This is a genomic window from Blautia massiliensis (ex Durand et al. 2017) (assembly GCF_051861785.1).
GTDB classification, from domain to species: Bacteria; Bacillota; Clostridia; order Lachnospirales; family Lachnospiraceae; genus Blautia_A; species Blautia_A luti_A.
Map to the genome: position 1 here is coordinate 3,709,487 of NZ_CP146725.1, position 25,491 is coordinate 3,734,977.

The following is a 25,491-nucleotide window of genomic DNA, read 5'->3' on the forward strand; positions in this document are numbered from 1 at the left end:
GGTTGTCTGTGGGGCATGCATTCGATCCGCAGACAACTGCCGAAATTTTAATAGAAAGGCATGGGTGAAGCAAATGAAAAAATTAATCAAAGGCGGTTTAGTAGTAGATGGAACGAAGAAGCCTGGTTATAAAGCAGATGTATTGGTGGAAAATGATAAGATCGTAAAGATTGGTGATATTGATACAACAGAAGATATGGAAGTGATTGATGCAACAGGGCTGGTAGTAGCTCCTGGATTCATCGATACACACAGCCACAGTGATCTTCAGATTCTGGTAGATCCGGAAGTAAGACCTAAGATCATGCAGGGTATCACAACAGAAGTATTGGGACAGGACGGTATCTCTATGGCACCACTCCCACCACAGTATATCAGTCCATGGAGAAAGAATCTGGCCGGACTGGATGGAGACAGCGATGAGATCGACTGGAACTATCAGACGACAGAAGGATATCTGAAGATGCTGGAGCATGTAAAACCAGGATTAAACGAATGCTATCTGGTTCCGCACGGAAATATTCGTATGGAGGCAATGGGACTGGAAAACCGTCTTCCAAATGAAGAAGAACTGGAAAAGATGCGCCAGATTACCAGACGTGAAATGGAAGCAGGAGCAATCGGTTTATCTACCGGTCTGATCTACATGCCTTGTGCATATTCTGAGTCTAAAGAAATAATTGAAATGTGTAAAGTGGTAGCAGAATATGACGGAAGATTTGTAATCCATCAGAGAAGTGAAGCAGATACTATTCTGGACTCCATGGAAGAAGTTATTAAAATCGGAAGAGAATCTGGTGTAAAGATTCATTATTCACATTTCAAGGTATGTGGTAAGAAAAACTGGGATAAGATTGATGATGTGGTACGTCTTCTGGAAGCAGCCGAAAAAGAAGGTATTGATGTATCATTTGACCAGTATCCATACGTGGCAGGAAGCACCATGCTTGGCGTAATTCTTCCTCCTTGGGTACACGATGGCGGAACAGATAAAGTTCTGGAACGTCTGGCTGACAAAGAACTTCGCAAAAAAATGGTTTATGATATTGAACATGGAATCCCAGGATGGGATAACTTCGTAGAGTTTGCAGGTCTGGATAAGATTTTTGTAACCAGTGTAAAGACAGAGAAGAACCAGGATGCAGTAGGTTTAAGCCTGACACAGCTGGGAGAACTTCGCGGAAAAGATCCATATGAAGCAACCTTTGATCTTCTTTATGAAGAAGAAAATGCAGTTGGAATGGTAGACTTCTACGGAACAGAAGAACATGTACAGCTCTTCATGAAACGTCCTGAGATGAATGCCTGCACAGATGGTCTGCTTGGTGGAAAACCACATCCTCGTGTATATGGTGCATTCCCAAGAATCCTGGGAAAATATGTGCGTGAAGACAAAGCTCTGACACTGGAAGAAGCAGTATATAAAATGACAAAGAAACCGGCAACAGCATTTAACATGACAGATCGTGGAGAAATCCGTGAAGGCGCATACGCAGATATCTGTATTTTCAACCCGGATACTGTCATTGACAAAGGAACCTTTACCGATCCGATTCAGTATCCGGAAGGAATTGAATACGTTATGGTAAATGGCGAACTGGCAGTGAAGCACGGAGAACATACTGGTGTAAGAAACGGATCTGTTCTGAAAAAGAAAGGAAAAGAGGTAGTAAAATAATGGCAAAAGAGATTATCGCAACAACCAATGCTCCGGGAGCAGTTGGACCATATGTACAGGCAGTAAAAGTAAACGGGATGGTATATTGTTCCGGACAGCTGGGAATTGACCCTGCTGTTGGAAAAATGCCGGAAGGCGTAGAAGCACAGGCACACTGTTCTATGAAAAACATGGGAGCAATCTTAAAAGAAGCAGGAAGTGATTACAGCAAGATTGTAAAGACCACCATCTTCCTGGCAGACATGAATGATTTTGCAAAAGTAAATGAAATCTACAAATCATACTTTGGTGAAGAATATCCTGCACGTTCCTGTGTACAGGTAGCAAAGCTTCCACTGGGTGGACTGGTAGAAGTAGAATGCATCGCTTACGTATAAAAAGCAATTATCTGACAGTTTTTATATCTACACTCTCAGAAAAAGCCAGTTCCGGTGATAAAAATCATCGGAACCGGCTTTTTTAGCTGCCGGATCATATTCAGATAGTGTAATAATCTGTTTCGTGTTATTTCTCGTAAAATCTGCGTCCGCTCATGGCAGGAATTTGCATGGCAGTACGATACTTGGTAACCAGACGTTTGGAGACATTCGTTCCCTCTGCGGCCAGCAGATCAGAGATCTTCTGATCTGAGTATGGGTGAGATTTATCTTCTTTTTCAATAAAATCACGTATCTTATTTTTCACTTCATCTTTCTGATCCATTCCCTGTACAAAAAAGTAAGAAAGGGGAAATATTCCATACTGACACTGCAGATATTTGTCACGGGCAGCACGGCTGATGACAGATTCATGAACTCTCAGTATGGATGCGGCAGTAGTCTGAAGAAACGTGTGCAGATGACCTGGACCATGTAAAAAGAAATCCTGCTGATGCTCCACGATCAGCTTTCCAAGAGAAAGCAAAGTACCGGACCGCTGGCGGATACTAGACTGAATCTGTTCCAGTTCTTCTTTCTTTTTCCTCAGATACCGGGCAGTATCTTCCGTTTTCCCCTCTTTTAACAGCTCCAGATAGTAGGAATTCATGCGAAGCGCAGGGATAGAAGAAGCATTTAGCAGAATATCAAAGTAACCGTCAAATCGGATAATGACCAGCTCCGGACGGATGTATGGCATATAATGACGGTCATCAAAGGAAGAGCCTGGCTTGGGATTCAGAGAGCGGATCAGACTGCAGGCTTCCAGTACCTCTTTTTGTGGCCGATGCAGGGCACGGGCCATAGCCGGGATCTGATTCTTCCCCAGCAGATCAAGATAGTCCTGAACAATCCGCAGAGCCAGTGCCTGATCTGGGGCAATTTTTTTCAACTGAATGGACAGACATTCTCCTAATGTCCTGGCACCAACGCCATCCGGTTCCAGAGTCTGCAAAAGGGCAAGCGCTTCCGCTGCTTCCGTAAGAGAACAGTGGCAGACGCTGGCAATCTCTTCTAATGGAGTGGACAGATAGCCATTGTTCTCCAGACTCTGAATCAGAAAATGCAAAATACGAACCTTTTCATCTGGGAGATCCAGTCCGTTGACCTGAAGAAGCAGAGATTCTTCCAGTGTTTCTGTCATGGCTGTATCCAGATTCCAGGGATCAGATGCCTCCTGCCGTTCCTGTTTTTCATAGAACCGGTTTTGTTCATCCAGTGTATTCAGCCATTCCTTTTTCCGTATATCTTCTTCCGGGGGCTCTTCAAAATCCAGCAGAGGATTCTCCAGTGCCAGATTCTGCAGATATACTTCCAGTTCCATATTATTCATCTGTAAAATCTCGGAAAACTGAATCATCTGGTGAGTGATTGTCTGCTTCAGAGATGGACGTAATTCCATATTCATAATCAATGCTCCTGTAGAAAAAACATATTGTCTGTTCTTATAGTATTATAACACTTCTGCCCATAGAGTGCCAGCAGTTATCGGTACATTACAGTGGAATGAAAAAGTGCTTTTTCTGTGAATTCATCAAAAACAGAGCCTGTTTCAAACCATGCGATAAGGCATGAAAAAGAAAAGGAGCAGACATATCGTTTAACAATCAGCAATTGGCGTTCGATCTGCCTGTAGAAGGCGCTAATCTGGGTGCAGAAAATGTAGGCACGTCTGAGACTGCCGATATTAATGGAAATACGTATACAGAATCTGTATTCAGTGACTATGATCTGACTCTTGTGAATGCATTTACGACCTGGTGTTCCTCATGTGTCAATGAAATGCCGGAACTGGAGCAGCTGTATCAGGATATGAAAGATCAGGGGGTTGGAGTAGTCGGAATGATCATTGATGCTGTCGATGAAGAAGGAAATACGGACGAAGCTGTGCTGGAAAAGGCAAAAGTATTGCAGGAAAAGACAGGTGTGACCTATCCGCTTCTGAACCCGGATGCAGGAAAGCTGAACGGACGTATTTAGGGCTTACAGTCTTTCCCGGAATCTTTCTTTGTGGATAAGAATGGAAATATTGTAAGTGATCCGATTATGGGAAGTAATGATCTGGAAGGGTGGAAAGCTGCGGTAGAAGAACAGATGAAAGAACTGCAGACCAATCAGCAACTGCCACAGCAGAGGAACAGGAGTATCTATGAAAAAACTGACACAATCAAGAGGAACCGGACTTGCACTGGCAGCGGTGGGCGTCCTGATGATGGCATTTGGAATATACCGTGGAGAAATGATGGTGGTTCTGACAAAATCCATAAATATCTGCATGGAGTATATTGTTCATAATGGAATGATGAAGGATCTTTCTGTTTTGCTGGAATCTCCGTTTACGGATCGTGGGAGCATTTCGGAAATCTTTACAGATATGGGTGTTTGGCTTGGAATAAAAAAAGTCATTGATACGATCAACGCAAATGCTGCTGCATAAACATCCACCTCTGTAAAACATAAAATTTAACCGGATTTACAATAAATTTAACCATAAATCCGGTTGACAAAACCCGGCCGGGAACGTTATAATGACCAAGTTGATAATAAAATTTAAGAAAAAAAGGCAGGTGAACAGAATGGACAGTTGTGATTCTCATGGGCGAAGTTGTAGTTTTCGGAGTGAAAGATGGAAAGAACAGAGAGGGATGAGAATGTTCCATTCTGTTTTAAGTGTACAGAATATCTGTGAGAATATTATGTCTGTATATCAGAGGGATATATATAACAGGATATATAGGTGACACCAGAATCTGTACGGTATTATTACATTATAATTGTAGCAGGATTATAATAGATATCTTTTTCATTCTTCTCATTCTGAGAATCTTACAGTAAGGCGATCATGTATAAATTCATTTCGCTTTATACTCAAATCCCAAGGAAACACAATCAAAAATCAAACAGCACATAGACATGCTTTAACATGTCTGTTTTTGGTGTGCGTGTTTTGTGCGATATTATGTGAGGAGGATGAGAAAATGACAAAAAGAAATCAGGATTTTTCAAAAGATATTCTGAGTCTGATCCGAAGCAGTGTTTCTCCGGCAGTTTTAAGTGAAAGGCTGCAGGGTTTCCACGAAAACGATCTGGCGGAAGTATTAAGAGAATTAAGCACTGCGGAGCGCAGCAGACTATACCGTATCCTGGAAAGCAGTATGCTGGCAGATGTTTTTGAATATCTGGAGGAAGAAGAAACTGTACAATATCTGGAAGAGATGGATGTAAAAAAAGCGGCAGCCATTCTTTCCAAAATGGAAACCGATGCCCTGGCAGATGTTTTAAAGCAGATCGATAAAGAAAAACGCAAGCTTCTGATCCAGCTTCTGGATGAACAGGTGCGGAAGGATATCGAAATGATCCGTTCCTTTGATGAGGATGAGATCGGAAGCAGAATGACAACGAACTGCATTGTGATCCGTGAAAACCTGACCGTAAAGCAGGCCATGAGTGAGCTGGTTTCCCAGGCGGCAGATAATGATAATATTTCTACGATCTTTGCAGTGACGGACAGAGGAGAGTTTTATGGAGCCCTGGATCTGAAGGATCTGATCACAGCAAGACAGGATCACCCTATGGAAGAGCTGATCGTAACTTCTTATCCATATGTGTATGGTACTGAGCAGATCGACGACTGTATGGAACGACTGAAGGATTATTCTGAAGATTCCATTCCTGTACTGGACGATGACAATCGTTTCCTTGGAGTGATCACATCCGCAGGGATCATTGATCTGGTAGACGATGAGATGGGAGAGGATTATGCGAAGCTGGCCGGTCTGACTGCAGAGGAAGATCTGAAGGAACCTCTTTTTGAAAGCATGAAAAAAAGAATGCCATGGCTGATTGTTCTTCTGGGCCTTGGTATGGTGGTATCTTCTGTTGTGGGAATGTTTGAAAAAGTAGTTACCTGTCTGCCAATCATCATGTGCTTCCAGTCTCTGATCCTGGATATGGCAGGAAATGTTGGAACCCAGTCCCTGGCTGTAACCATCCGTGTACTGATGGATGAGACGCTGACAGGCAGACAGAAGGCGGAGCTTGTGCTGAAGGAAATGCGGATCGGTCTTTGCAACGGTGGTTTACTCGGTATGCTGTCTTTTGTACTGATCGGATTGTATATTTTCTTATTCAAAGGAAAAACACTCGTATTTGCCTATGCGGTATCCGGCTGTATCGGATTATCCCTGCTGGTGGCCATGCTGATATCCAGTGCAGTAGGAACCTGCATACCGCTGTTTTTCAAAAAGGTTGGTGTGGACCCGGCAGTAGCCTCAGGTCCTCTGATCACTACGGTGAATGACCTTGTAGCCGTGATAACATACTATGGAATGAGCTGGATCTTCCTGATCGAGATGTTCCACCTGGCTGGCTGAGAGTAAAATGCAGCTATGCTTATAAAAACAGACAGATATCAGAAATCTGTCGGATAACAGAAAAGTTACCGATACAAAAAAATTCCGGATCGAAAGATTCGGGATTTTTCTTTACATACAAACAGAAAGCTATTATAATGAAAGATACGCTTTGCCCGTTTAAAACGTTGCAGAAATAAATACAAACAACGGGCAGAAAAAGAGAACAAAACGATCACATGTGGTGATTGGGGAAGGGAAACAGTAACATGATAGTAACAATGATCGAAAAGGTCTATACATTTCTGTGGGGAGATCTGATAAGGATCCCGCTTCCGGGAGGAAGTACGCTGGGAATCTCACTTCTGATCCTGCTTCTGATTCCGACCGGTATCTATTTTACCATCAGGACAAAGCTTCTGCCGATCCGTCTTTTTCCGGATATGGTACGGGCCCTGTCAGAAAAGAAAAGTGACAAAAATAATCTTTCAGCATTTCAGACGCTGATCGTATCTACAGCTACCCGTGTGGGAATGGGAAACCTGGTCGGTGTGGTAGCTGCGATCTCGGCAGGAGGTGCAGGAGCGGTATTCTGGATGTGGATCACGGCGCTGATCGGTTCCTCTACTGCTTTTATCGAAGCGACCCTGGCACAGCTCTATAAAGAAAAGGATCCTCTTTACGGTGGCTACAGGGGCGGTCCTGCCTACTATATCCATCGCTACTGGGAAGAAAAACAGGGCAGAAAACGAAAAAAGGTTCTGCTTTCCGTTCTGTTTGCCATTTCCGGCCTGATCTGCTGGTGTGGGATCAGTCAGGTTATCAGCAATTCCGTCACGGCGTCTTTCAAAAATGCTTTTGATATTCCGCCGCTGTATACTACCATCGTGCTGGTAGTGATCGCAGCTGTGATCGTGCTTCGGAAGAATGCAACGGTTAAAGTTCTGGATCTTCTGGTGCCGGTGATGGCAGTGCTTTATTTTGTGATCACGCTGTTTATTATATTCACAAATCTCGGAAGTATGCCGGGAGTATTTAAACGGATTTTTGAAGAAGCTTTCGGATTTCGTCAGGCTGCTGCCGGAGGATTTGGCGTCGTGCTGATGAACGGAGTAAAAAGAGGTCTGTTTTCCAATGAGGCGGGAAGCGGCTCCGCTCCCTGTGCAGCAGCGGCAGCAGAATGTGACAGTCCGGTAAAAGCCGGATTTGTCCAGGCCCTGGGTGTATTTGTGGATACGATCGTGATCTGCAGCTGTACAGCCATGATCATGCTTCTGGCCCCGGAAGATCTGGTACAGGGGCTTTCCGGAATGGAACTTCTTCAGACTGCCATGCATTATCATATGGGGCAGTTTGGAGTGATCTTTATTGCTGCAACACTGTTTATGTTCAGCTTTTCCACATTCCTGGGAATCCTGTTTTATGCAAGAGGCAATGTGGCTTATCTTTTTGGTGATAACTGGGGTTCACAGACAGGATATAAGGTGCTGGCACTGGTGATGCTGTTTATCGGTGGGATCGCGGCTTACACATTTGTATGGGATCTGGGAGATGTAGGAATCGGCCTGATGACGATCTTTAATATTTTCATGCTGTATCCTCTTGGGGAAAAAGCACTGAAAGAGCTGAAGATCTATGAATCGGAAAAGAAGAAAAAATAAAACTGTTTACAGACCTTGAGAGCATATGGTAATATCAGGGTAAAGCGCTAAAAGAATAAAGAGTTCTGACAGCCGGAAGAAGTCAGACTCTGTGAAATATCAACGGTAAGTTGGATCAAGAGGAGGATATGAAAGATGTATATTACATGTCTGGACGTAGAAGGTGTACTGGTACCGGAGATCTGGATCGCATTTGCAGAGGCAAGCGGAATCCCGGAGCTCAAGAGAACAACCCGTGATGAGCCGGATTATGATAAGCTGATGAACTGGAGACTTGGAATTCTGAAAGAACATGGTCTGGGACTGAAAGAGATCCAGGAGACTATTGCAAAGATCGATCCCCTTCCGGGAGCAAAGGAATTTCTGGATGAGCTGAGATCTTTTTCCCAGGTGATACTGATCAGTGATACCTTTACACAGTTTGCAACTCCGCTGATGGAGAAGCTTGGACGGCCGACACTTTTCTGTAATTCCCTGGAAGTAGCAGAGAACGGAGAGATCACAGGCTTTAAGATGCGCTGTGAAAAATCCAAGCTGACAACTGTGAAGGCACTGCAGTCCATGGGATGTGAGACTATCGCAAGTGGAGATTCCTACAATGATCTTGGAATGATCCAGGCAAGCAAAGCAGGCTTCCTTTTCCGCAGTACAGAGCAGATCCGTGCAGATCATCCGGAAATTCCGGCTTACGAAGAGTACGATGAACTTCTTGCAGCGATCAGAGAAGCAATGAAATGAAGAAGGGAAAACCGGAATGATCAACGAAAGAATTGTGATCGAAGAAAAAACAAAGGACTATAATGAGGCATGGATAGAGACCTATTTCTGGCAGGAGTCGGAAGAACTCTATCCGGGACAGAAGCGTCCGGTCATAGTGATCTGTCCGGGCGGAGCTTATGGCATGACTTCTGACAGAGAGGCAGAAGCCATTGCTGTCCGGTTTATGGGAATGGGCTATCACGCAGTGGTACTTCGTTACAGTGTGGCACCTGCCAGATATCCGGTGGCTCTCCGTCAGCTGGCAAAAACAGTAGCTCTTCTCAGAGAGAACAGTGATAAGTGGCATATTGAAAAGAATAAGATCATTGTATCCGGCTTTTCAGCAGGAGGCCATCTGGCAGCTTCTCTGGGAGTATTCTGGAATACGGAGGAGCTTGCCGGGATCACGGGAATGGAAAACGAGAGGATCCGTCCCAATGGCATGATCCTGAATTATCCGGTGATCACTTCAGGGGAAGCTGGTCATGAAGAGAGCTTTCGAAATCTTCTGGGAGATCGTTATGAGGAGCTGAAAGATCGGATGTCTTTGGAATTTCAGGTTACGGAAGATACACCCAGAACCTTTATCTGGCATACCTTTGAGGATCAGACGGTGCTGCTGGATAATACACTTCTCTTTGTTCAGGCACTCTATAAAAAGGGCATTCCAGTGGAGTATCATGTTTTTCCGCAGGGACCCCATGGGATCGGCCTGGCAAATGAGCTGACTGCCAACGAAAACGGCAGAGGGATCGCAAGAGCCTGTGAACCATGGAGTGAGCTTGCAGGAAAATGGCTGAACCGAGAATTCCCATGGTGGAACGGGGCAAAGATCGAAAGATAATACGAGACTGCTGTGTCGGATAAAATATCCTTTTTACCGGGAAACCGGTAGAGAGGGTATTTTTTATGATTGTGATGAATGCTGTATTTGTCGGCTGTTTTGTCTGGCTTATCTGATGATAAAAGCTTTGCAGGGCTTTGGTGTGGATCTGGATCAACATTCACATTGCAGAAAGAAAGGAATTTTGATAATTATGGATAAAAATCAGATTTTTATTACCAGTGGTACGGAATATAAAAGAATGACAAAGGAGCTTCTGGAAAAAGCGGATCTTCAGTCTCATATCGGGGACAGAAAGAAAAAAATCGGGATCAAGCCGAATCTGGTTTCTCCTTCAGAGGCTTCCTGGGGTGCAACGACTCATCCGGAAGTGGTTGCAGGAATTATCGAGTATCTGAAGGAGCATGGCTTCCGGGATATGGTGATGCTGGAGGGATCCTGGGTAGGAGATAAGACAAGGGAGGCTTTTGAGACCTGTGGCTTTGACAGGCTTGAGGAAGAGTATCAGGTGCCGTTCTGGGATATGCAGAAGGATAAAGGTATTTCTGTGGACTGCGGCGGAATGGAGCTGAATGTCTGTGAGCGGGTAAAAGAGCTTGATTTTCTGATCAATGTGCCGGTTCTGAAAGGCCATTGTCAGACAAAGATCACCTGTGCCCTTAAGAATATGAAGGGGTTGATCCCAAATAAGGAAAAGAGACGGTTTCATTCTCTGGGGCTTCATAAACCCATTGCTCATCTGAATATGGGGATACAGCAGGACTTTATTGTTGTGGATAATATCTGCGGGGATCTGGATTTTGAGGATGGCGGAAATCCTGTCGTGATGAACCGGGTGATGGCTGCCTGTGATCCGGTTCTTGTGGATGCATATGTGTGTCAGATGATGCATTATGAGGTAGCTGAGGTTCCTTATGTGAAGCTGGCAGGTGATCTTGGCGTGGGCTGTTCAGATATTTCCAAAGCAGATGTCAGATTTCTGGAGGATGGTGCGGATCAGAGGATGCCGGTATCCAGAAAGGTTGTGGAGCTTGCGGATGCCGTGGAGGAAGTGGAATCCTGCAGTGCCTGCTACGGGTATCTGATCCCGGCATTGGAGATGCTGAAGGAAGAGGGGCTTTTTGAGAAGCTGGATGAAAAGATCTGCATCGGACAGGGGTATCGTGGTAAGACGGGAGTGCTTGGTGTGGGACACTGTACCTGTAAGTTTCAGAATTATGTGGAGGGGTGTCCGCCGTTGGAGGGGGATATATATGAGTTTTTGAAAGAGTATATTGGTGAACGGACGCCGGGGAAGTGACAGTCCTCCGTAGCAGCCCGGAGGACTGTCACTTCCCCGGCTGACGTTTCAGACGGAGGGGTGGAAGCGGACGCATGGTGTCCTGTCCTTACGTTTTGATGAGTTGAGCGTCCGCAGTTGGAGGTGTGGGAAGAATATGTCTGGTCAATAAATATTTTGGTGTTGCTCAATATCTGCCGTTTCATAGCTACACCCAAAGGAGGACACAAGCATTTTCCCGTCCGTCTTATCGGGATTTTGGATATAGTCAAGGGCTTTGCTCAACGTGCTTTTAACAGGCTTAATCTTTGTAACCGCCATATCTCATTAAGCACCCCCTTTATTTCCTCTATGTCCTCTTGGTAGAAGCTGCCCGTACTGTTCACACGCTTTGCAATCTGATTGACGTTGACACCGATTTTCTGTATCTCCGCTGTCATGGCTTTAATGTCGCTATGGTCTACTTGGATAATGTAGCCGTCAATGGCAATCTTTCTAAGATATGCCGCCATGTTCCGGGTGGGGACGAGCTTCATTTTCTGCTCAATCAACGCCCGTTCTTCCTCTGTCACATAGAATTTAACTTGTATTGTTCTTTTGCGTCCATTCATGCAATCGCTCCTTTCCATTCCGAGGGTTTGGGACACTTCCCAACAAGCAGTTTTCAACCGACGCGCCGCAGCGTGGACTTTTCCGCTTCCCTTTCCGAAAAAAGGAACTGATCTACCGATATATCATAGCGGAGCATAAGCTCAAAGAATATCTGTACGCTGGGGTGCTGTCCCTTGTTCTCAATATTTGCAAGGTAGCGCGGAGAGATATACATTTCGTCGCACACCTTTTTCCTGCTTTCCTTACGTCCTTTACGCGCCGCTTTGATTGCTTCACCAAAAGCCTTAAAATCGTATCGTGGTACTGGTCTTTTTGCCATATCCATTCACCCTATTACATTTTACTGTTCACCTTTCTTTTTGGATATGTATACACAGTTCTATAAATTAGCCAAAATAATTCACAAACTTAGCAAAAAGTATCTTGAAGTTATTCGGTTGGACGAATATAATTATACTGATTGAGGTTAGAGAAAGGGTGAATGACGATGTTAGAGTTTATTTCTGTCCCGGAAGCGGCGAAAAAATGGGGCATTTCAGAAAGACGGGTACAAAAGCTATGTGAGGAAAACCGCATACCGGGTGTGGCAAAATTTAGTCGGCTATGGCTGATACCAAAGGACGCAGAAAAACCAACAGATGCCCGGTTGAAAGCAGAAAGGAAGAAAAAACATGAATAAAGTTTTAATTATTGATGATGATAAAGAGCTTTGCACACTTATGAAAAAATGCGTAGAGCAGGAAAACCTTACTGCGGTTGTTGCAGGCGGCGGTATAGAGGGCTTGCATATATTGGAGGAAAGCAAAAATGCCTGTTCACTTATCATTCTTGATATTATGATGCCCGATTTAGACGGATTTCAAGTGCTGCAGCAAATACGGCAGACAAGCAATGTTCCCGTCCTTATGCTCACTGCCAAAAGCGACGAGGAAGATAAAGTGTCCGGCTTGCGAATGGGGGCAGACGATTATCTGACAAAGCCATTTAGCATTAACGAGCTTATGGCGCGTGTAAATTCCCTTATCCGGCGTTATACCCTGCTCAATCCAACTTCCAGCACCGAAACGGATTGTATGGTGTTTCAAGGAATGACGATTGATAGTCTTAATCGTCTTGTTTTTATGAATGACGTACAAGTGGAGATTACAGGAAAAGAATTTGATCTGCTCTCTTTTCTTGCGGCGAACAAAGGGAAAGTATTTACGAAAAAGCAGATTTATACCCATGTATGGGAGGAAGAATATGCTTTTGATGATAGCAATATCATGTCTTTTATCAGCAAATTACGAAAAAAAATTGAACCAGACCCGGAACATCCTTTTTATATTTTAACCGTCCGTGGTGTTGGCTATCGTTTTAACATGGAGGCATAACATGAATGTTAATCTGTTTTTATTGATTGCGTTTTGTATCGCAATTCTATTTATCTTGTTTCTTGTCACAAAACTTAGGCGTGTACGGGGACAACTATCTATTATCGAAGAAGCCCTCGAAGATATAAAATCCGGGAATTTAAACCGCCGTATGTTGGCTAAAAAAAACGATATGACAAGAAAAATCTGCTATGGTATAAACGATATTGCAATGAACAGCCAAACGCAGCTTATTAGGCAAAAACAATCTGAACAGGCATACAAACGGTTAATGACAAGTATTTCCCATGATGTAAAAACTCCCCTTGCTTCTTTGGTTGGTTATTTGGAAGCAATAGAGTGTAAGATAGTTGCAGGAGAAGAAAAAGACGAATATGTTCATGTCGCATTTGAGAAAGCTCACTATCTAAAGCATTTTGTGGAAAATCTCTTTGAGTGGGTAAAACTGGACTCCGGGGAACAGATTTTTCATTTTGATATTTTAGACTTAAACGAATTATCCCGGAATATTATAGTTGACTGGATTTCTGTTTTAGAAAATAGTAATTTTGACTATGCGTTTGATATACCGGAAACAGAATATCTTATGCGTATAGATACAAACGCTTATAGCCGCATCCTCAACAATCTGTTGCAGAATGTCCTTATCCATAGCAAGGGAACTAAAATAATATTCCATGTTTTTGAAGATGACCTGCAAGCTAAAATCACTATAACAGATAATGGAAAAGGAATATCCCCCGATCATCTTCCACATATTTTTGAAAGAATGTACCAATGCGATCAGTCACGGTCTGCTGGGGGAAATGGATTAGGCTTATCAATCGTAAAAGAACTTGTAGCTGTTCACAAAGGAACGATTACCGTTGACAGCACTCCCAACAGAGGGACTACATTTACCTTATTACTTCCAAAATCCCTGTAATAATACGGGGATTTTTCAGTTTTATCAAACTTTGCCTAACTGTAAAAGCATGAAAAAAGCAAGGTTTCGGCAAGGTTTTGGCAAGGTTAGCGTGATAGAATAGCAAATATGAAAAGGAGGTTTCGCAATGAGTAAATATGTAATTGAAACAAAAAATCTTACAAAACAATACGGAACACAAAAAAGCGTTGCAGATTTGAATATCCATGTCCAGCAAGGGCGTATCTATGGTCTGCTTGGCAGAAACGGAGCCGGAAAAACAACAACAATGAAAATGCTGCTTGGGTTGACACAGCCCACTTCCGGGGAAGTGGCAATATGGGGAAAGCCTTTACGGACAAATGAGAAAAAGCTACTGCCCCGGATTGGCAGTCTGATTGAATCCCCCGGATTTTACCCAAATCTGACTGCCACAGAAAACCTGCGCATTTTTGCTACCCTGCGGGAAGTGCCGAACCGCAATGCAATTAAAAATGCACTTGATTTAGTGGGGCTTCCCTATAAAGACAAAAAGCTGTTCTCACAATATTCACTTGGAATGAAGCAGCGACTGGCTATTGCCCTTGCCATTATGCACGACCCGGAGCTTTTGATTTTAGACGAACCGATTAACGGTCTTGACCCGATTGGAATTGCAGAAGTGCGCTCTTTTATCCGTGATCTCTGCACGGAAAGAGGGAAAACGATATTGATTTCCAGCCATATTCTTTCCGAGATTGCATTGCTGGCTGATGATATAGGAATTATTGACCACGGTGCATTATTGGAGGAAGAAAGCCTTGCAGAGCTGGAAGCAAAGAGCAGCAGACATATCCGTTTTACCGTTTCCAGTACAACACAGGCGGCAAGAATTTTAGAACGTAATTTCCATGAAACGCAGTTTACCATACAGGACGATTACAAGATGCGTTTGCATAATTTAGATATTTCTGTCGGGGAAATTGTAACCGCCTTTGTCGAAAACGGACTTACCGTATCAGAAGCTTATATCTGCGAAGAAAGCCTTGAAGATTATTTCAGGCGTGTAACAGGGGGTGAAGGGATTGCTTGATCTTGTAAAGTGTGAGTTTTGGAAATTAAAGCGAAAAAAATTCATATTTTTAACTATTCTTGCAGCCGCCCTGTTTCCTATTCCTATGACCGCATTTGCCGCGAAAAGCAATTTAGGCTTTGACTGGCTTTATTTGAATATTGGTGTGTTTGGATATTTCTTACTATTACCAACGGTTTTAGGGATTTTGGGAGCTATCTTGTTCTTTTCGGAAGAAACGAATGGAACACAAAAGAATATTAACACAATTCCAATTTCAACAGCCGCCTTGTTTACTGCAAAAGTAATTACAATATTGATATTTTCCGTTGTATATTCTCTTGCAACGAATGGCGCAACTTTAATAGGGGGATTGATAATAGGCAGTACCGACCATATTCTTTACAGGCTATTGATCGGACTTCTCATTGGTGTTATGGTGGCAATCTCCATACTTCCTATTATCGCCATTGAATGTATTAGCAAGAAAGGGTATGTTTTTTCGATAATCTTATCATTTGTTTATGCAAGTGCAAGTTTTGCTATTGTATTTGCTATGGCAAACGTATTGTCCCCTCTGTCTGCTGTTTTTAGATGGGCTCTACCTCATATGACTACAGGGCCTACTTACGGATTGGATGACTGGTTTTTAAGCTCTCCCGCATGTATAGGTATTTTGATACTAACCGCTATTGCTTCATTAACGCTTGCAATTATCTATAAAAGCAAGCAGGAAATTTAGGGGGTGCTAAAAATGATACGACTAATAAAAACAGAGTTCTTAAAATATAAAAGATACAATATTCTTTGGCTTGGAATTGTATCTGTACTTTTTTCAATTATTTTAGCGACATTTCAATTAGCTGGAACCAATAACAGCATTGTTAGTTACACAGGACTTTCGGAAGGAGTTATTTGGAACCATTTTAGTTTATTTCTTCCTTTCACATTCACGTTGGTAATTGGATATTCCATTAACCGGGAATATACCGACTTCACATTAAAAAATATACTGGCTGTTCCGGTTTCAAAACTTAGGTTAATCTTATCCAAAATAATAGTAGGTTATGGCTTGGTAATTTTTGAATGGATTTTTAGCTTTATTGTCACTCTGATAATTGCTAAAGCAATGAGTTGCACAGATATAAATATCAATTCCTGCATTATAAGTCTTAAACAGTTATTCATTGTAAGTACCTGTTGTTATATTGCGGTTCTTCCAGTCATTGTTATAGCAACGAGAAAGCAGGACAAATTCTTGTCTGGGGTTATTTTCTCATTCTTCTATGGGTTTTGCGGAATATTCCTTGCTGACGGAAACCTTATCAATTTATACCCTATGACAACAGGATTAGTGCTTTCAAATTATGCACATGATGATAAAATTGTATATTCTCCGCTATTGAGCATAAGCATTGTTATCATTGTTTGCATCGGTGCCCTTATTCTTCTTAAAGTGTTCAATCGAAAACGTAATGACATATAATCTGCCGCACGACGGCAAAAGAAAAAAAGCCGTCGTTCAGCAGAGATATTTTCACACGCCTATTCATACACGGCGGCTTTTGAGAGATCAAAGCCGCCGTTTCTTTTTTATCTTCTCAAGGAATGACGCGGTTTCACTGTTAAAAGCGGCGGCTAAAGGAGGTAGCCGCCATGAAACACATACTGTATCGACAAAATCCGACGGTCATTGACATATCAAAAAAAGCCTGTCCACCGCCGGGGAAAATTACGCTTATCAGTATGAACTGTCTAATCATCATAATACGGTTTTCAATGCCATTTTGCCTGTCCGCATTTTTTGTGGGCGGGCTTTTTTTGCGCCTTTCGGTTTTCTTAAAAAGCTGTTTGGAAAGCGCAACAAAAGAGCCTTTTCCATACGGATAGGGCGTGAAAGGGGACGGAAGGACAAGCCTTTTGTCTTTTACACCACGAAGGAAGGAGGTGAACTCTATGGAGCTATCTTCTTCTGAAATGAAAACGATCCAACATCAGTATGACGCACTTGCAAAAAAAGTCCTCAAAGGCGAAGCAAGAAGTTATTACCGGGAGCTTTCCAAACGCGCTGCCCTTGAAGTGAATTTTTCGGAAATGAGCGAAGCCGATCTCTTACAGCTTTATACGCTGGACGAGTACGAGAGCGATTATTACCGCTTTGAAGTGTCCGGCTATGATGTGCTTGTGAAAAATGAGCTGCTTGGCGAAGCCTTACAAGCCCTGCCCGAAAAGAAGCGTGACATTATCTTTTGTCATACTTTTTGGATATGAGCGACGAGGAAATAGGCGGTCTGCTGAATGTTGTGCGCAGTACGATTTTCCGGCACAGGAAAACCGCGCTTGAAAAAATCAAACTGTATATGGAGGGAAAAACAGATGAACAGAAATAAAAAATCCGTTGCCCTGTTGCCGTTCCCTGTTATTGCAGCAGCGGCGGGCGGCGACACGGAAGCCATGTGCGCAGTCTTGAAGCATTACGAGGGTTACATAGCGACACTTTGCACCCGGACGCTGAAAGACGACGCGGGCAATACTTATTCCTACGTTGACGAGGAAATGAAGAACAGGCTGCAAGGGTGCGGCTGATTACCCGCACCCTTGCCTTTAACGTAGGCTAAACACAGGCTGCCCCCAGCGGGGCGCATCCCCCTTTCCGCGCTTCCGCTTATGAGCTGCTTGTCGTTTCACCGGGGCATACCGCCCAGCGCGGTATGCTTCCGTGAGCCGACAAGCTCTTGATTTTGAACCTTGACAAAGAAAGCGGCGCAAGATAACGGCGGCGCAGCATAGGGCAGATCGGATACGTCCCTTTTGCGCCGAGCTATACGACGGGTGCGCCATGACACTATCCCGGCGGTTTTTTCCCCCGCTGGGACAGCCGAGCGACCAACACCACGCCGGGGAGCAAGTTTAGCAGCTTGCGGGCGACGATCGCGCAGAATATATAATGATACTCCCTTACCGCCACAGTCCGAGCGTTAAAAGCGTCGCAGGCAATGGGTAGGGCTGCATGAGAACCATGCAGGGGTGAAACTCCCGTGAGGTTACGCTATTAACCGTCCGATCACAGCCCCTTTTCACTATTAACCTTTTACCCATTTTTGAAAGGGGGATTTATAGAATGAACAATGCTGATGTGCCTATTTGGGAAAAGTACACGCTTACCATTGAGGAAGCGTCAAAATATTTCCGCATTGGAGAAAACAAACTGCGGAAACTTGCAGAGGAAAATCCCACGGCGGGCTGGATATTTTTGAACGGCAACCGTATTCAGATCAAGAGGAAACAGTTTGAAAAAATCATTGACACACTGGACGCAATTTAGCGAAAAAGATAGTGAAAAGGAGCAAAAACAATGTCGGAGAAAAGACGTGATAATAAAAACCGCATTTTGCGTTCGGGAGAGAGCCAGAGAAAAGACGGGAGATATGCTTACAAATATACCGATACTTTTGGTAAAGTGCAATTTGTCTATGCGTGGAAGTTAGTACCTACGGACAAAACCCCTGCCGGGAAGCGTGACGATATATCCCTTAGAGAAAAGGAAAAAGAGATACAGAAAGACCTTGACGACGGGATAGACACAATCGGAAAGAAAATGACCGTCTGCGAGCTTTACGCGAAGCAGAACCGCCACAGGGGAAATGTAAGGCACAACACCACAAAGGGGCGCGAACGGCTGATGAAGCTGCTGGAAGCGGATAAACTTGGTTCCTGCCCCATTGACAGTGTGAAGCTGTCCGACGCGAAAGAATGGGCGTTGCGCATGAAAGAAAAGGGAATATCCTATAAGACCATAAGCAACGACAAGCGTTCCTTAAAAGCCGCGTTCTATACGGCGATACAGGACGATTGTATAAGGAAGAACCCCTTTGACTTCCAACTAAACACCGTGATTGAGGACGACACAGAGCCGAAAGTACCTCTCACAGCAGAACAGGAAGAAAGCCTTTTATCCTTTATGCAAAGTGATAGCGTCTATCAGAAATACCGTGACGAAGTTATCATACTGCTGGGGACAGGGCTTAGGATTTCCGAACTCTGCGGACTGACTGAAACCGACCTTGATTTTGAAAACAGGATAATCAATGTAGACCACCAGCTTTTACGGAGCGCGGAAACAGGCTACTACATAGAGAAACCCAAAACGAAGAGCGGTATCAGACAAATTCCAATGAGTGAAAAAGTGTATGAAGCGTTGGGGCGCGTGTTGGAGAACCGCAAGGGAACGAAACAGATCACCATTGACGGTTACAGCAACTTCCTTTTCCTCAACCGGGACGGCTGCCCGAAAACGAATGTGAATTATGCGACCATGTTCCGGGGGCTTGCGAAAAAGTACAACAAGTGCCATGAGGAAGCCTTACCCAAAGTAATGACACCCCACACCCTGCGCCATACGTTCTGCACCAACTTAGCCAATGCCGGAATGAACCCGAAAGCGTTACAGTATATCATGGGACACTCCAATATCACCATGACGCTGAACTATTACGCACACGCAACTTTCGCTTCCGCAAAGGCTGAAATGGAAAGGCTGATTGCAGCATAGCCGCAGAACAATTTACTACTTCTTTTACTACCATTGAGAGGGAAAACCTAAGAAGTTATAAAGGTATATGTGAACTTCTCCCCGTATCTAAAATGCCGGGAAAGCCCGAAAATACGGGCTATACCGACATATAAGAACTTCTAAAGAGATAATCTAAATTCACCATAAATTTTCAGAAAAAAAATTCAGAAAAAAAGAATCCTAAAGACATCTCTTTATAATCTCAATAATCTGCTCCATAGAAAAACGGCTGCTGTCAATACAGAGATCATACTGTGTCATATCCAGCCATTTGCTGTCTGTAAAGTATTCATAGTAAGCTTTTCTCTCTTTATCCATTTTTTTGACCAGCTTCCGTGCGCTGGCTTCTTCTCTGCCGGTACGGCGTATCACATTCTGAACTCTTTCCTCAAAAGGTGCATGGATAAAAAGTTTAAGTGATTTATCCTTCAGGATACTGGTCGCACAGCGGCCGACAATTACGCAGTCCTCTCTCTGCGGAAGGGACAGGATGATCTTTCTCTGGAGATCATAGAGCACATCGTTCATTGGTACAAAAGAGAAATTATCTGTAAACTGCAGCTCACTGTCAACGGGAAATACCCACTGACTGGCTTTTTTCTCGTCTACCTTTGCCAGGGTGTCGAAGGGGATATTGTTTTTCTTGGCAGCCATGTCGATCAGTTCTTTATCATAAAAACCGATGTCCAGGTTTTCAGCCAGAGTCTTGCCGATAAGGCGTCCGTTGCTTCCAAACATACGATTGATGGTGATAATACGTTTTGCCATAAAGATACCTCCTTTATCTCGGACCGGAAGCAGGAATATCTGATTTCCGGTAGTTTTTCTTACTTCTTTTATAACATATTTCGGTAAAAAATACCAGAAAATAATATATAATTTTTAAAATAATATTTAATATATACAAAAAATAATGGAAACAGACAGAAAATATAATTAATTATCCGTATTTGTATATGAAAAATATCATACCTTTTTCACAGATCACACAAAGACTTTACACGTTTTTCTTTTAAAATATTTTTAAAACAGAGAGAACATACATAGCATATTTGGAGGTTAAGGAAAATGAAACGACGGCGTAAAAGGCTTATGGTGATTATCTCGGTGGCGACTGTCTGTGTGGCAGGTGCGGGAACTGTGGGATATTTTAAAGTGGCGCATACGAAGCCGGCGCAGAAAACAGCAGCGAAAACGCAATCGGCGGAGGCGAAAAAAGGGAATCTTTCCAAGACAATTGTGGGTACCGGTAATCTGGACCTGGCAGAAAATGCGCTTACAGAGCTCCTGATGGAACGCTTTGAGCAGGACGAAGACGCTTTTTCCATTGTGGATCAGTCAGAAATCATGGAAGTCATGTCCGGTGTCACCAATACCATGTCTCTGATGATCAGAACAAATCGCGGTTTTTTATCTGGAAATCCGCACATTGATAAGGTATAATCTATAACAGTTAGAGGAATATCTCTGCCGGGAGGACGGAACTGCCGGCAGGGAACTGCCGAGAAAGGGATGACAGTAAATTTGAACATCGTGGAGAAATGTGTTTCATGCCTGAATATAAAAGAATCTTATGATCTGGCCAGGCGCATGGAACAGGAAAAAACAAATCCGGTTCTGGGATACCGTACAGCAGGCTCCCTGGCAGAGCGAAAAACCGGAGATATGCTTTTGGAAGAAATGAAAAAAGCCGGTCTCACACAGGTAGAAAAAGATAAGATCCGTGTGGATGCATGGGAATTTAAAAAAGCGGTGATGCGCTGCCATGACAGAGAGGGAACCTGCCGGGAGATCCAGCTTGGCGCATATCAGACAGATTTTAAGACCAATGGCTTTCAGAGGTTTGATCTTGTATATCTTGGAAAGGGTACAGCTGACGAATATAAGGATATCAATGTGAAAGGAAAGCTGGTTCTTATCGAGATCAATCAGAGAGAAGAATGGTGGATCAACTACCCGGTGTATCAGGCACACCTGAAGGGTGCAGCAGCTCTGATCGCCGTACAGAGCAGAGGATACGCACAGATCGATGATACGGCTTTGAATGCACAGGATATCGCAGGACCTTCCTGTGCGCCTGCATTTTCCATGTCACGGGCAGATTTTCTTATGATCCGTCAGCTGATGGAGGAAAAAAATGAGAATGGGAATCGTGTTCCGGAGCTTTCCGTGGAATTTGATGCGGACACAGAGGTGATCAAAGACCAGTATACCTACAATATCGTTGGCAAAATCCCGGGAACCGATTCGGATTCCATGATCCTGTTAAGTGCTCACTATGATTCCTATTTTGAGGGATTTCAGGACGATAATGCGGCAGTGGCCATGATCATTGGAATTGCCAGGGCGCTGCTCCGTGGTGGCTATAAACCTCGCCATACTATTGTGGTATGTGCTCTTGCAGCAGAAGAATGGGGGATTTCCGACACAAAATATGACTGGTCCACAGGTGCTTACCGCCAGGTATTTGAGGCGAGACCGGAGTGGCAGGGGCACGTGATCGCAGATCTGAATTTTGAGCTTCCGGCTCATGCACACAGTACCAGAGATGCAGTACGATGTACCTATGAGTATGCGGATTTTGTGCGCAGCTTCGTGGATGCTGTGCAGATGCCGGAGGGGATTTATCCGGAAGGCATGACCACGTTGTATCCCATTGAAACCTGGTCTGATGATTTTACCATGGCTATTTCCGGGATCCCGTCCATGGTCAATGATTTCAGCGGTGGCCCGTTTATGGAAAATTATTATCATTCCCAATACGATAACCAGGATGTTTATGAGGAAGAGGTATACAGATTCCATCATGAATTTTATCTGAAACTTCTTCTGGCTATTGACAGCCTTGCTCTGCCGCCGATGGATTTCGGGCGGGTACTGGACCAAAGTATTAAGACCCTGGATACGGATCTGTGTATGCAGACCGGCGCCGACAGTACACTCCTTCTGAAAAAAACAGAAGAGGCAAAAAAAGCGGCTGCTATCCTTGCAGAGCAGGTACGGCGCTTCAACAGCCTTCCGGAAGAAAAACGTGACTGGAAAAAAGCCGATGCCATTACCGAAAAGCTTCTCGGTGTATTCCGGAAATCCCAGGATTATCTGGTACGTCTGGACTGGGATGACAATGTGATCTTTCCGCAGCAGGCAGTGCAGAACAATCTTTATGCACTGAAGAAAGCGATGGGATATCTGGAAAAAGGAGAGGTCGCACCTGCGCTGGAGGCTTTTTACAGTATTGACAACAACTGTTATGCTTTTCAGTTTGAGCGGGAAGTCTTTTATCATTTTACGGAATATATCTTGAAGCAGTCCCCGGATCGCCTGATGTGGGGAAAGAGCAGGATCATCCACCATGAGAACCTTTATGATCTTGTGGAAAGCCTGAAGGAAAAGAAGCCGGGTGACAGCCTGGAGGCAGAAAAGCAGAGCCTCAAGGAAGCCTGGGAAAGACAGAAGTGTTATTATGCCGATGATATTGAATATCTGATCCGTGCAGTGGAAAAGCTCAGGAATCTGATCTGCGAGGTCAGTGATATGTTTGAAAAAGGAACAGAATAAAACCATACCTGGAGGAAAGAATGGAAAGCCATAATTTATACCGAGTGAAAGAAGAAGATCTGGATAAGCTGATCCGGATATTGACCGTATGTTTTTCGGAGGATCCTCTGTATCATGCACTGATCCCGGACAGGGATACCAGAGAACGGCTGATGCCGGAGCTTTTTACCTGTGATCTTACGGAGTTTTTTGAGACCTGCGAGATCTATGCAGACAGCAGTGAGCTGAACAGTATCCTGGTAGTATCCGACGGAACGGAGCATGAAGCAGCCTTACATAATCTGATGGTGGATTTTTTTGCCCTTCTGAAAACAGATGGCTATCTGATCAAAGAGGATCCAAGTCTTGCGACCCTGCGGAAATTCATCCAGGGAAAAGACTATCTGAATTCCAGCTGGACTTCCCAGCTTCATACAGCAGAAAGGCTTCATGTGATTTATCTGGCAGTGGCGCCGAAGATGCAGCATCACGGTCTTGCTGAAAAGCTGATGGATGAGGTGATCGATTATGCGGACAGACATAAGCTGATGATCTCTCTGGAAACCCATAATCCGGCAAATGTTTCCATGTATGAGAAATTCGGATTTAAATTATACGGCATTGTACAGAAAAAAGGATTTGATCTGAAGCAGTACTGCATGATCAAACAGGCATAGGAGGAATTACGATGCAACGAAAATGGTGGCATGACAAGGTGGTATATCAGATATACCCCAAGAGCTTTTATGATTCCAACGGAGACGGGATCGGAGACATCCCGGGAATCATCAGCAAGCTTGATTATCTGAAGGAACTGGGAGCAGATATCCTCTGGCTTTCCCCGATCTATAGATCTCCCCTTGCAGACCAGGGATATGACATTGCAGATTATTATGCGATTGATCCGAGGTTTGGGACCATGGATGATATGGATCGTCTGATCGCAGAAGCAAAAAAAAGAGAAATGTACATCCTTATGGATCTGGTGGTAAATCACTGCTCCGATGAGCATGAGTGGTTTCAGCAGGCCATTAAGGATCCGGACGGAAAGTATGGAAATTTCTTCTATATCCGGGACAAAAAGGATGATAAAGTTCCCTGCAACTGGAGAAGCTATTTCGGTGGTCCGGTATGGGAAGAGCTTCCGGGACATCCGGATAAACAGTATCTCCATGTATTCCACAAGAAGCAGCCGGATCTCAACTGGGAGAATCCTGAAGTAAGAGAGGAAGTCTACAAAAACATCCGCTGGTGGATGGAAAAAGGGCTTGGCGGATTCCGTATTGATGCCATTATCAATATCAAGAAGAAGCTTCCGTTTTCCGATTATCCTGCCGATCGTGCAGATGGGCTCTGCAGCATCGAGAGGATGCTGGAGGAGGCAGAAGGGATCGGAGAATTTCTGGGAGAGATGGCTGAGAAGTGCTTTCATCCCTATGATGCTTTTACTGTAGGAGAGGTCTTCAATGAAAAGGAAGATGAGATCAAAGATTTTATCGGAGAAAACGGATATTTTTCATCCATGTTTGATTTTGAAGAAACCTGTTACGGAAAGAGCGAGGATGGCTGGTATGCATCCAAACCGTACCTGACTCCGGAAGAGTACAAGAAGTGTATTTTCCATACGCAGAAAAAGATCGGGGATACCGGCATGATCTCCAACATTATTGAGAATCATGATGAGCCAAGAGGTGTCTGTCACTATATTTCTCCGGAAGACCGCTGTCCGGATTCCAGGAAGCTCCTGGCAGGTGTTTATTTCCTGCTGAAGGGAATTCCGTTTATTTATCAGGGCCAGGAGATCGGTATGGAAAATATGGAGTTTACTTCTATGGACCAGATCGATGACATCAGTACCATCGATGAATACCAGGTAGCGCTCCGTGCCGGATGCAGTGAAAAAGAAGCGCTTGATGCTGTTTCCGCATTTTCCAGAGACAATGCCAGAACTCCGGTCCAGTGGAGCGCAGAGAAAAATGCGGGATTTTCAGAAGGAGAGCCGTGGCTTGGGGTCAATCCCAATTATAAGGAGATCAATATAGAGTCTCAGTTAACGGACAGTAACTCCCTCCTTTCTTTCTACAAAAAGCTGACTGCACTGAGAAAAGCTCCGGAATATACAGAAACGCTTGTATACGGAACATTCGCTCCATATCAGGAAGAACAGAAGAATCTGATCGCATATACAAGAAACGGTGAGAAAAATCTTCTGATCCTGGGAAATATGCAGGCACAGTCACAGAAGGTATCTTTGCCTGGAGAAGTAAAAGAGGTGCTTCTGAATAATCAGAAAGCTGTGGAGATCACAGAAAAAGAGATCATTTTGAAACCGTATCAGTTTATCGTTCTGGAGACCGCTGACGAATGCGGCGTCAGAACAGCAGAGAAAAAAACAATAGCTATTTAGCTGACAGTCTGTTAAAATAAATGTTCGGTTGAAAAAACAGCCGTA

At 44.0% G+C, this 25,491-nt stretch carries 27 protein-coding genes and 2 pseudogenes; 24 read left to right on the top strand and 5 right to left on the bottom strand.

The window, feature by feature from the left end; translation table 11 throughout:
• Positions 1-73: 73 nt before the first annotated feature.
• Both V9W66_RS17490 and V9W66_RS17495 read left to right on the top strand, forming a co-directional pair.
• Positions 74-1,678 (top strand): N-acyl-D-amino-acid deacylase family protein, encoded by a 1,605-nt coding sequence (locus tag V9W66_RS17490; protein WP_144092636.1) that lies wholly within the window; start codon positions 74-76, stop codon positions 1,676-1,678.
• Positions 1,678-2,055 carry a RidA family protein gene (locus V9W66_RS17495; protein ID WP_117448303.1) on the top strand — a complete coding sequence of 126 codons (378 nt, stop codon included), beginning with the start codon at positions 1,678-1,680 and terminating at the stop codon, positions 2,053-2,055. The genes V9W66_RS17490 and V9W66_RS17495 overlap by 1 nt, the downstream gene beginning before the upstream one ends.
• Positions 2,056-2,182: 127 nt before the next feature.
• Here V9W66_RS17495 and rpoN read toward each other — a convergent pair whose 3' ends face one another.
• Positions 2,183-3,502: an RNA polymerase factor sigma-54 gene (gene rpoN, locus V9W66_RS17500; protein ID WP_144100641.1), complete on the bottom strand. Its 1,320-nt coding sequence runs from the start codon at positions 3,500-3,502 to the stop codon at positions 2,183-2,185.
• 206 nt (positions 3,503-3,708) lie between these two features.
• Between rpoN and V9W66_RS17505 the strand changes: the two genes are divergently transcribed.
• The 7 genes from V9W66_RS17505 (at position 3,709) to V9W66_RS17535 (ending at position 11,010) form a co-directional block, all read left to right on the top strand.
• Entirely contained in the window at positions 3,709-4,074 is a 366-nt protein-coding gene (locus V9W66_RS17505; RefSeq protein ID WP_186290041.1) for a TlpA disulfide reductase family protein, read from the top strand.
• 169 nt (positions 4,075-4,243) lie between these two features.
• Positions 4,244-4,531 carry a CD1871A family CXXC motif-containing protein gene (locus V9W66_RS17510; RefSeq protein ID WP_144093828.1) on the top strand — a complete coding sequence of 96 codons (288 nt, stop codon included), beginning with the start codon at positions 4,244-4,246 and terminating at the stop codon, positions 4,529-4,531.
• 541 nt (positions 4,532-5,072) lie between these two features.
• Positions 5,073-6,467, top strand: a complete 1,395-nt coding sequence (gene mgtE / locus V9W66_RS17515; protein WP_144093827.1) for a magnesium transporter — start codon at positions 5,073-5,075, stop codon at positions 6,465-6,467.
• 248 nt (positions 6,468-6,715) lie between these two features.
• Positions 6,716-8,107, top strand: coding sequence for an alanine/glycine:cation symporter family protein (locus V9W66_RS17520; RefSeq protein WP_144100639.1), 1,392 nt, complete (start codon positions 6,716-6,718; stop codon positions 8,105-8,107).
• Between the two features lie 135 nt (positions 8,108-8,242).
• Positions 8,243-8,845, top strand: a complete 603-nt coding sequence (gene thrH / locus V9W66_RS17525) for a bifunctional phosphoserine phosphatase/homoserine phosphotransferase ThrH (protein ID WP_144095093.1) — start codon at positions 8,243-8,245, stop codon at positions 8,843-8,845.
• A gap of 16 nt (positions 8,846-8,861) precedes the next feature.
• Positions 8,862-9,710, top strand: coding sequence for an alpha/beta hydrolase (locus V9W66_RS17530; RefSeq protein ID WP_118752953.1), 849 nt, complete (start codon positions 8,862-8,864; stop codon positions 9,708-9,710).
• A 193-nt stretch (positions 9,711-9,903) separates the two neighbouring features.
• A complete protein-coding gene (locus tag V9W66_RS17535) occupies positions 9,904-11,010 on the top strand; it encodes a DUF362 domain-containing protein (protein ID WP_144100637.1) in 1,107 nt (368 codons plus the stop codon).
• A 165-nt stretch (positions 11,011-11,175) separates the two neighbouring features.
• Here V9W66_RS17535 and V9W66_RS17540 read toward each other — a convergent pair.
• The 3 genes and pseudogenes from V9W66_RS17540 to V9W66_RS17550 form a co-directional block, all read right to left on the bottom strand.
• A pseudogene (locus tag V9W66_RS17540) lies at positions 11,176-11,310 on the bottom strand (relaxase/mobilization nuclease domain-containing protein); the annotation flags it as partial.
• The gene (locus tag V9W66_RS17545) at positions 11,271-11,600 is read right to left on the bottom strand and encodes a plasmid mobilization protein (RefSeq protein WP_144093951.1); all 330 of its coding nucleotides are present in this window, start codon (positions 11,598-11,600) and stop codon (positions 11,271-11,273) included. The gene V9W66_RS17545 and the pseudogene V9W66_RS17540, both read right to left, overlap by 40 nt.
• A 62-nt stretch (positions 11,601-11,662) precedes the next feature.
• A pseudogene (locus V9W66_RS17550) lies at positions 11,663-11,920 on the bottom strand (helix-turn-helix domain-containing protein); the annotation flags it as partial.
• A 162-nt stretch (positions 11,921-12,082) separates the two neighbouring features.
• Between V9W66_RS17550 and V9W66_RS17555 the strand changes: the two are divergent.
• From V9W66_RS17555 to V9W66_RS17605, 11 genes are all read left to right on the top strand, one after another.
• On the top strand, positions 12,083-12,280 hold the full coding sequence (locus tag V9W66_RS17555) for a helix-turn-helix domain-containing protein (RefSeq protein WP_005340875.1): 198 nt from the start codon (positions 12,083-12,085) through the stop codon (positions 12,278-12,280).
• On the top strand, positions 12,273-12,974 hold the full coding sequence (locus V9W66_RS17560) for a response regulator transcription factor (protein WP_144100635.1): 702 nt from the start codon (positions 12,273-12,275) through the stop codon (positions 12,972-12,974). The genes V9W66_RS17555 and V9W66_RS17560 overlap by 8 nt, the downstream gene beginning before the upstream one ends.
• Before the next feature lies 1 nt (position 12,975).
• Positions 12,976-13,899: a sensor histidine kinase gene (locus V9W66_RS17565; RefSeq protein ID WP_005340878.1), complete on the top strand. Its 924-nt coding sequence runs from the start codon at positions 12,976-12,978 to the stop codon at positions 13,897-13,899.
• Between the two features lie 127 nt (positions 13,900-14,026).
• On the top strand, positions 14,027-14,950 hold the full coding sequence (locus V9W66_RS17570; protein WP_144093949.1) for an ABC transporter ATP-binding protein: 924 nt from the start codon (positions 14,027-14,029) through the stop codon (positions 14,948-14,950).
• Entirely contained in the window at positions 14,934-15,671 is a 738-nt protein-coding gene (locus V9W66_RS17575; protein WP_439362795.1) for an ABC transporter permease, read from the top strand. The genes V9W66_RS17570 and V9W66_RS17575 overlap by 17 nt, the downstream gene beginning before the upstream one ends.
• 12 nt (positions 15,672-15,683) lie before the next feature.
• The gene (locus tag V9W66_RS17580; RefSeq protein WP_144093948.1) at positions 15,684-16,415 is read left to right on the top strand and encodes an ABC transporter permease; all 732 of its coding nucleotides are present in this window, start codon (positions 15,684-15,686) and stop codon (positions 16,413-16,415) included.
• A gap of 170 nt (positions 16,416-16,585) precedes the next feature.
• Positions 16,586-16,819: a hypothetical protein gene (locus V9W66_RS17585; protein WP_005340882.1), complete on the top strand. Its 234-nt coding sequence runs from the start codon at positions 16,586-16,588 to the stop codon at positions 16,817-16,819.
• 66 nt (positions 16,820-16,885) lie between these two features.
• The gene (locus V9W66_RS17590; protein WP_330575325.1) at positions 16,886-17,200 is read left to right on the top strand and encodes a sigma-70 family RNA polymerase sigma factor; all 315 of its coding nucleotides are present in this window, start codon (positions 16,886-16,888) and stop codon (positions 17,198-17,200) included.
• Between the two features lie 105 nt (positions 17,201-17,305).
• Positions 17,306-17,515, top strand: coding sequence for a helix-turn-helix domain-containing protein (locus tag V9W66_RS17595; protein WP_186290049.1), 210 nt, complete (start codon positions 17,306-17,308; stop codon positions 17,513-17,515).
• A gap of 535 nt (positions 17,516-18,050) precedes the next feature.
• Entirely contained in the window at positions 18,051-18,254 is a 204-nt protein-coding gene (locus V9W66_RS17600) for an excisionase (protein WP_118349998.1), read from the top strand.
• A 30-nt stretch (positions 18,255-18,284) separates the two neighbouring features.
• Positions 18,285-19,481 carry a tyrosine-type recombinase/integrase gene (locus V9W66_RS17605; protein WP_144093946.1) on the top strand — a complete coding sequence of 399 codons (1,197 nt, stop codon included), beginning with the start codon at positions 18,285-18,287 and terminating at the stop codon, positions 19,479-19,481.
• A 201-nt stretch (positions 19,482-19,682) separates the two neighbouring features.
• Here V9W66_RS17605 and V9W66_RS17610 read toward each other — a convergent pair whose 3' ends face one another.
• Positions 19,683-20,270 carry an AAA family ATPase gene (locus tag V9W66_RS17610; protein WP_144093945.1) on the bottom strand — a complete coding sequence of 196 codons (588 nt, stop codon included), beginning with the start codon at positions 20,268-20,270 and terminating at the stop codon, positions 19,683-19,685.
• A gap of 300 nt (positions 20,271-20,570) precedes the next feature.
• On the opposite strand from V9W66_RS17610, the gene V9W66_RS17615 reads away from it, so the two are divergent.
• The 4 genes from V9W66_RS17615 to V9W66_RS17630 all read left to right on the top strand — a co-directional run bounded on the left by V9W66_RS17615 (position 20,571) and on the right by V9W66_RS17630 (position 25,446).
• Positions 20,571-20,945: a hypothetical protein gene (locus tag V9W66_RS17615; RefSeq protein ID WP_144096024.1), complete on the top strand. Its 375-nt coding sequence runs from the start codon at positions 20,571-20,573 to the stop codon at positions 20,943-20,945.
• 69 nt (positions 20,946-21,014) lie between these two features.
• Complete coding sequence (locus V9W66_RS17620; protein WP_243121843.1) at positions 21,015-23,060, top strand: M28 family peptidase; 2,046 nt, start codon at positions 21,015-21,017, stop codon at positions 23,058-23,060.
• Positions 23,061-23,080: 20 nt separating this feature from the next.
• Positions 23,081-23,716: a GNAT family N-acetyltransferase gene (locus tag V9W66_RS17625; protein ID WP_015524714.1), complete on the top strand. Its 636-nt coding sequence runs from the start codon at positions 23,081-23,083 to the stop codon at positions 23,714-23,716.
• 11 nt (positions 23,717-23,727) lie between these two features.
• Complete coding sequence (locus V9W66_RS17630; protein ID WP_144096026.1) at positions 23,728-25,446, top strand: alpha-glucosidase; 1,719 nt, start codon at positions 23,728-23,730, stop codon at positions 25,444-25,446.
• The last annotated feature ends 45 nt before the right edge of the window (positions 25,447-25,491 follow it).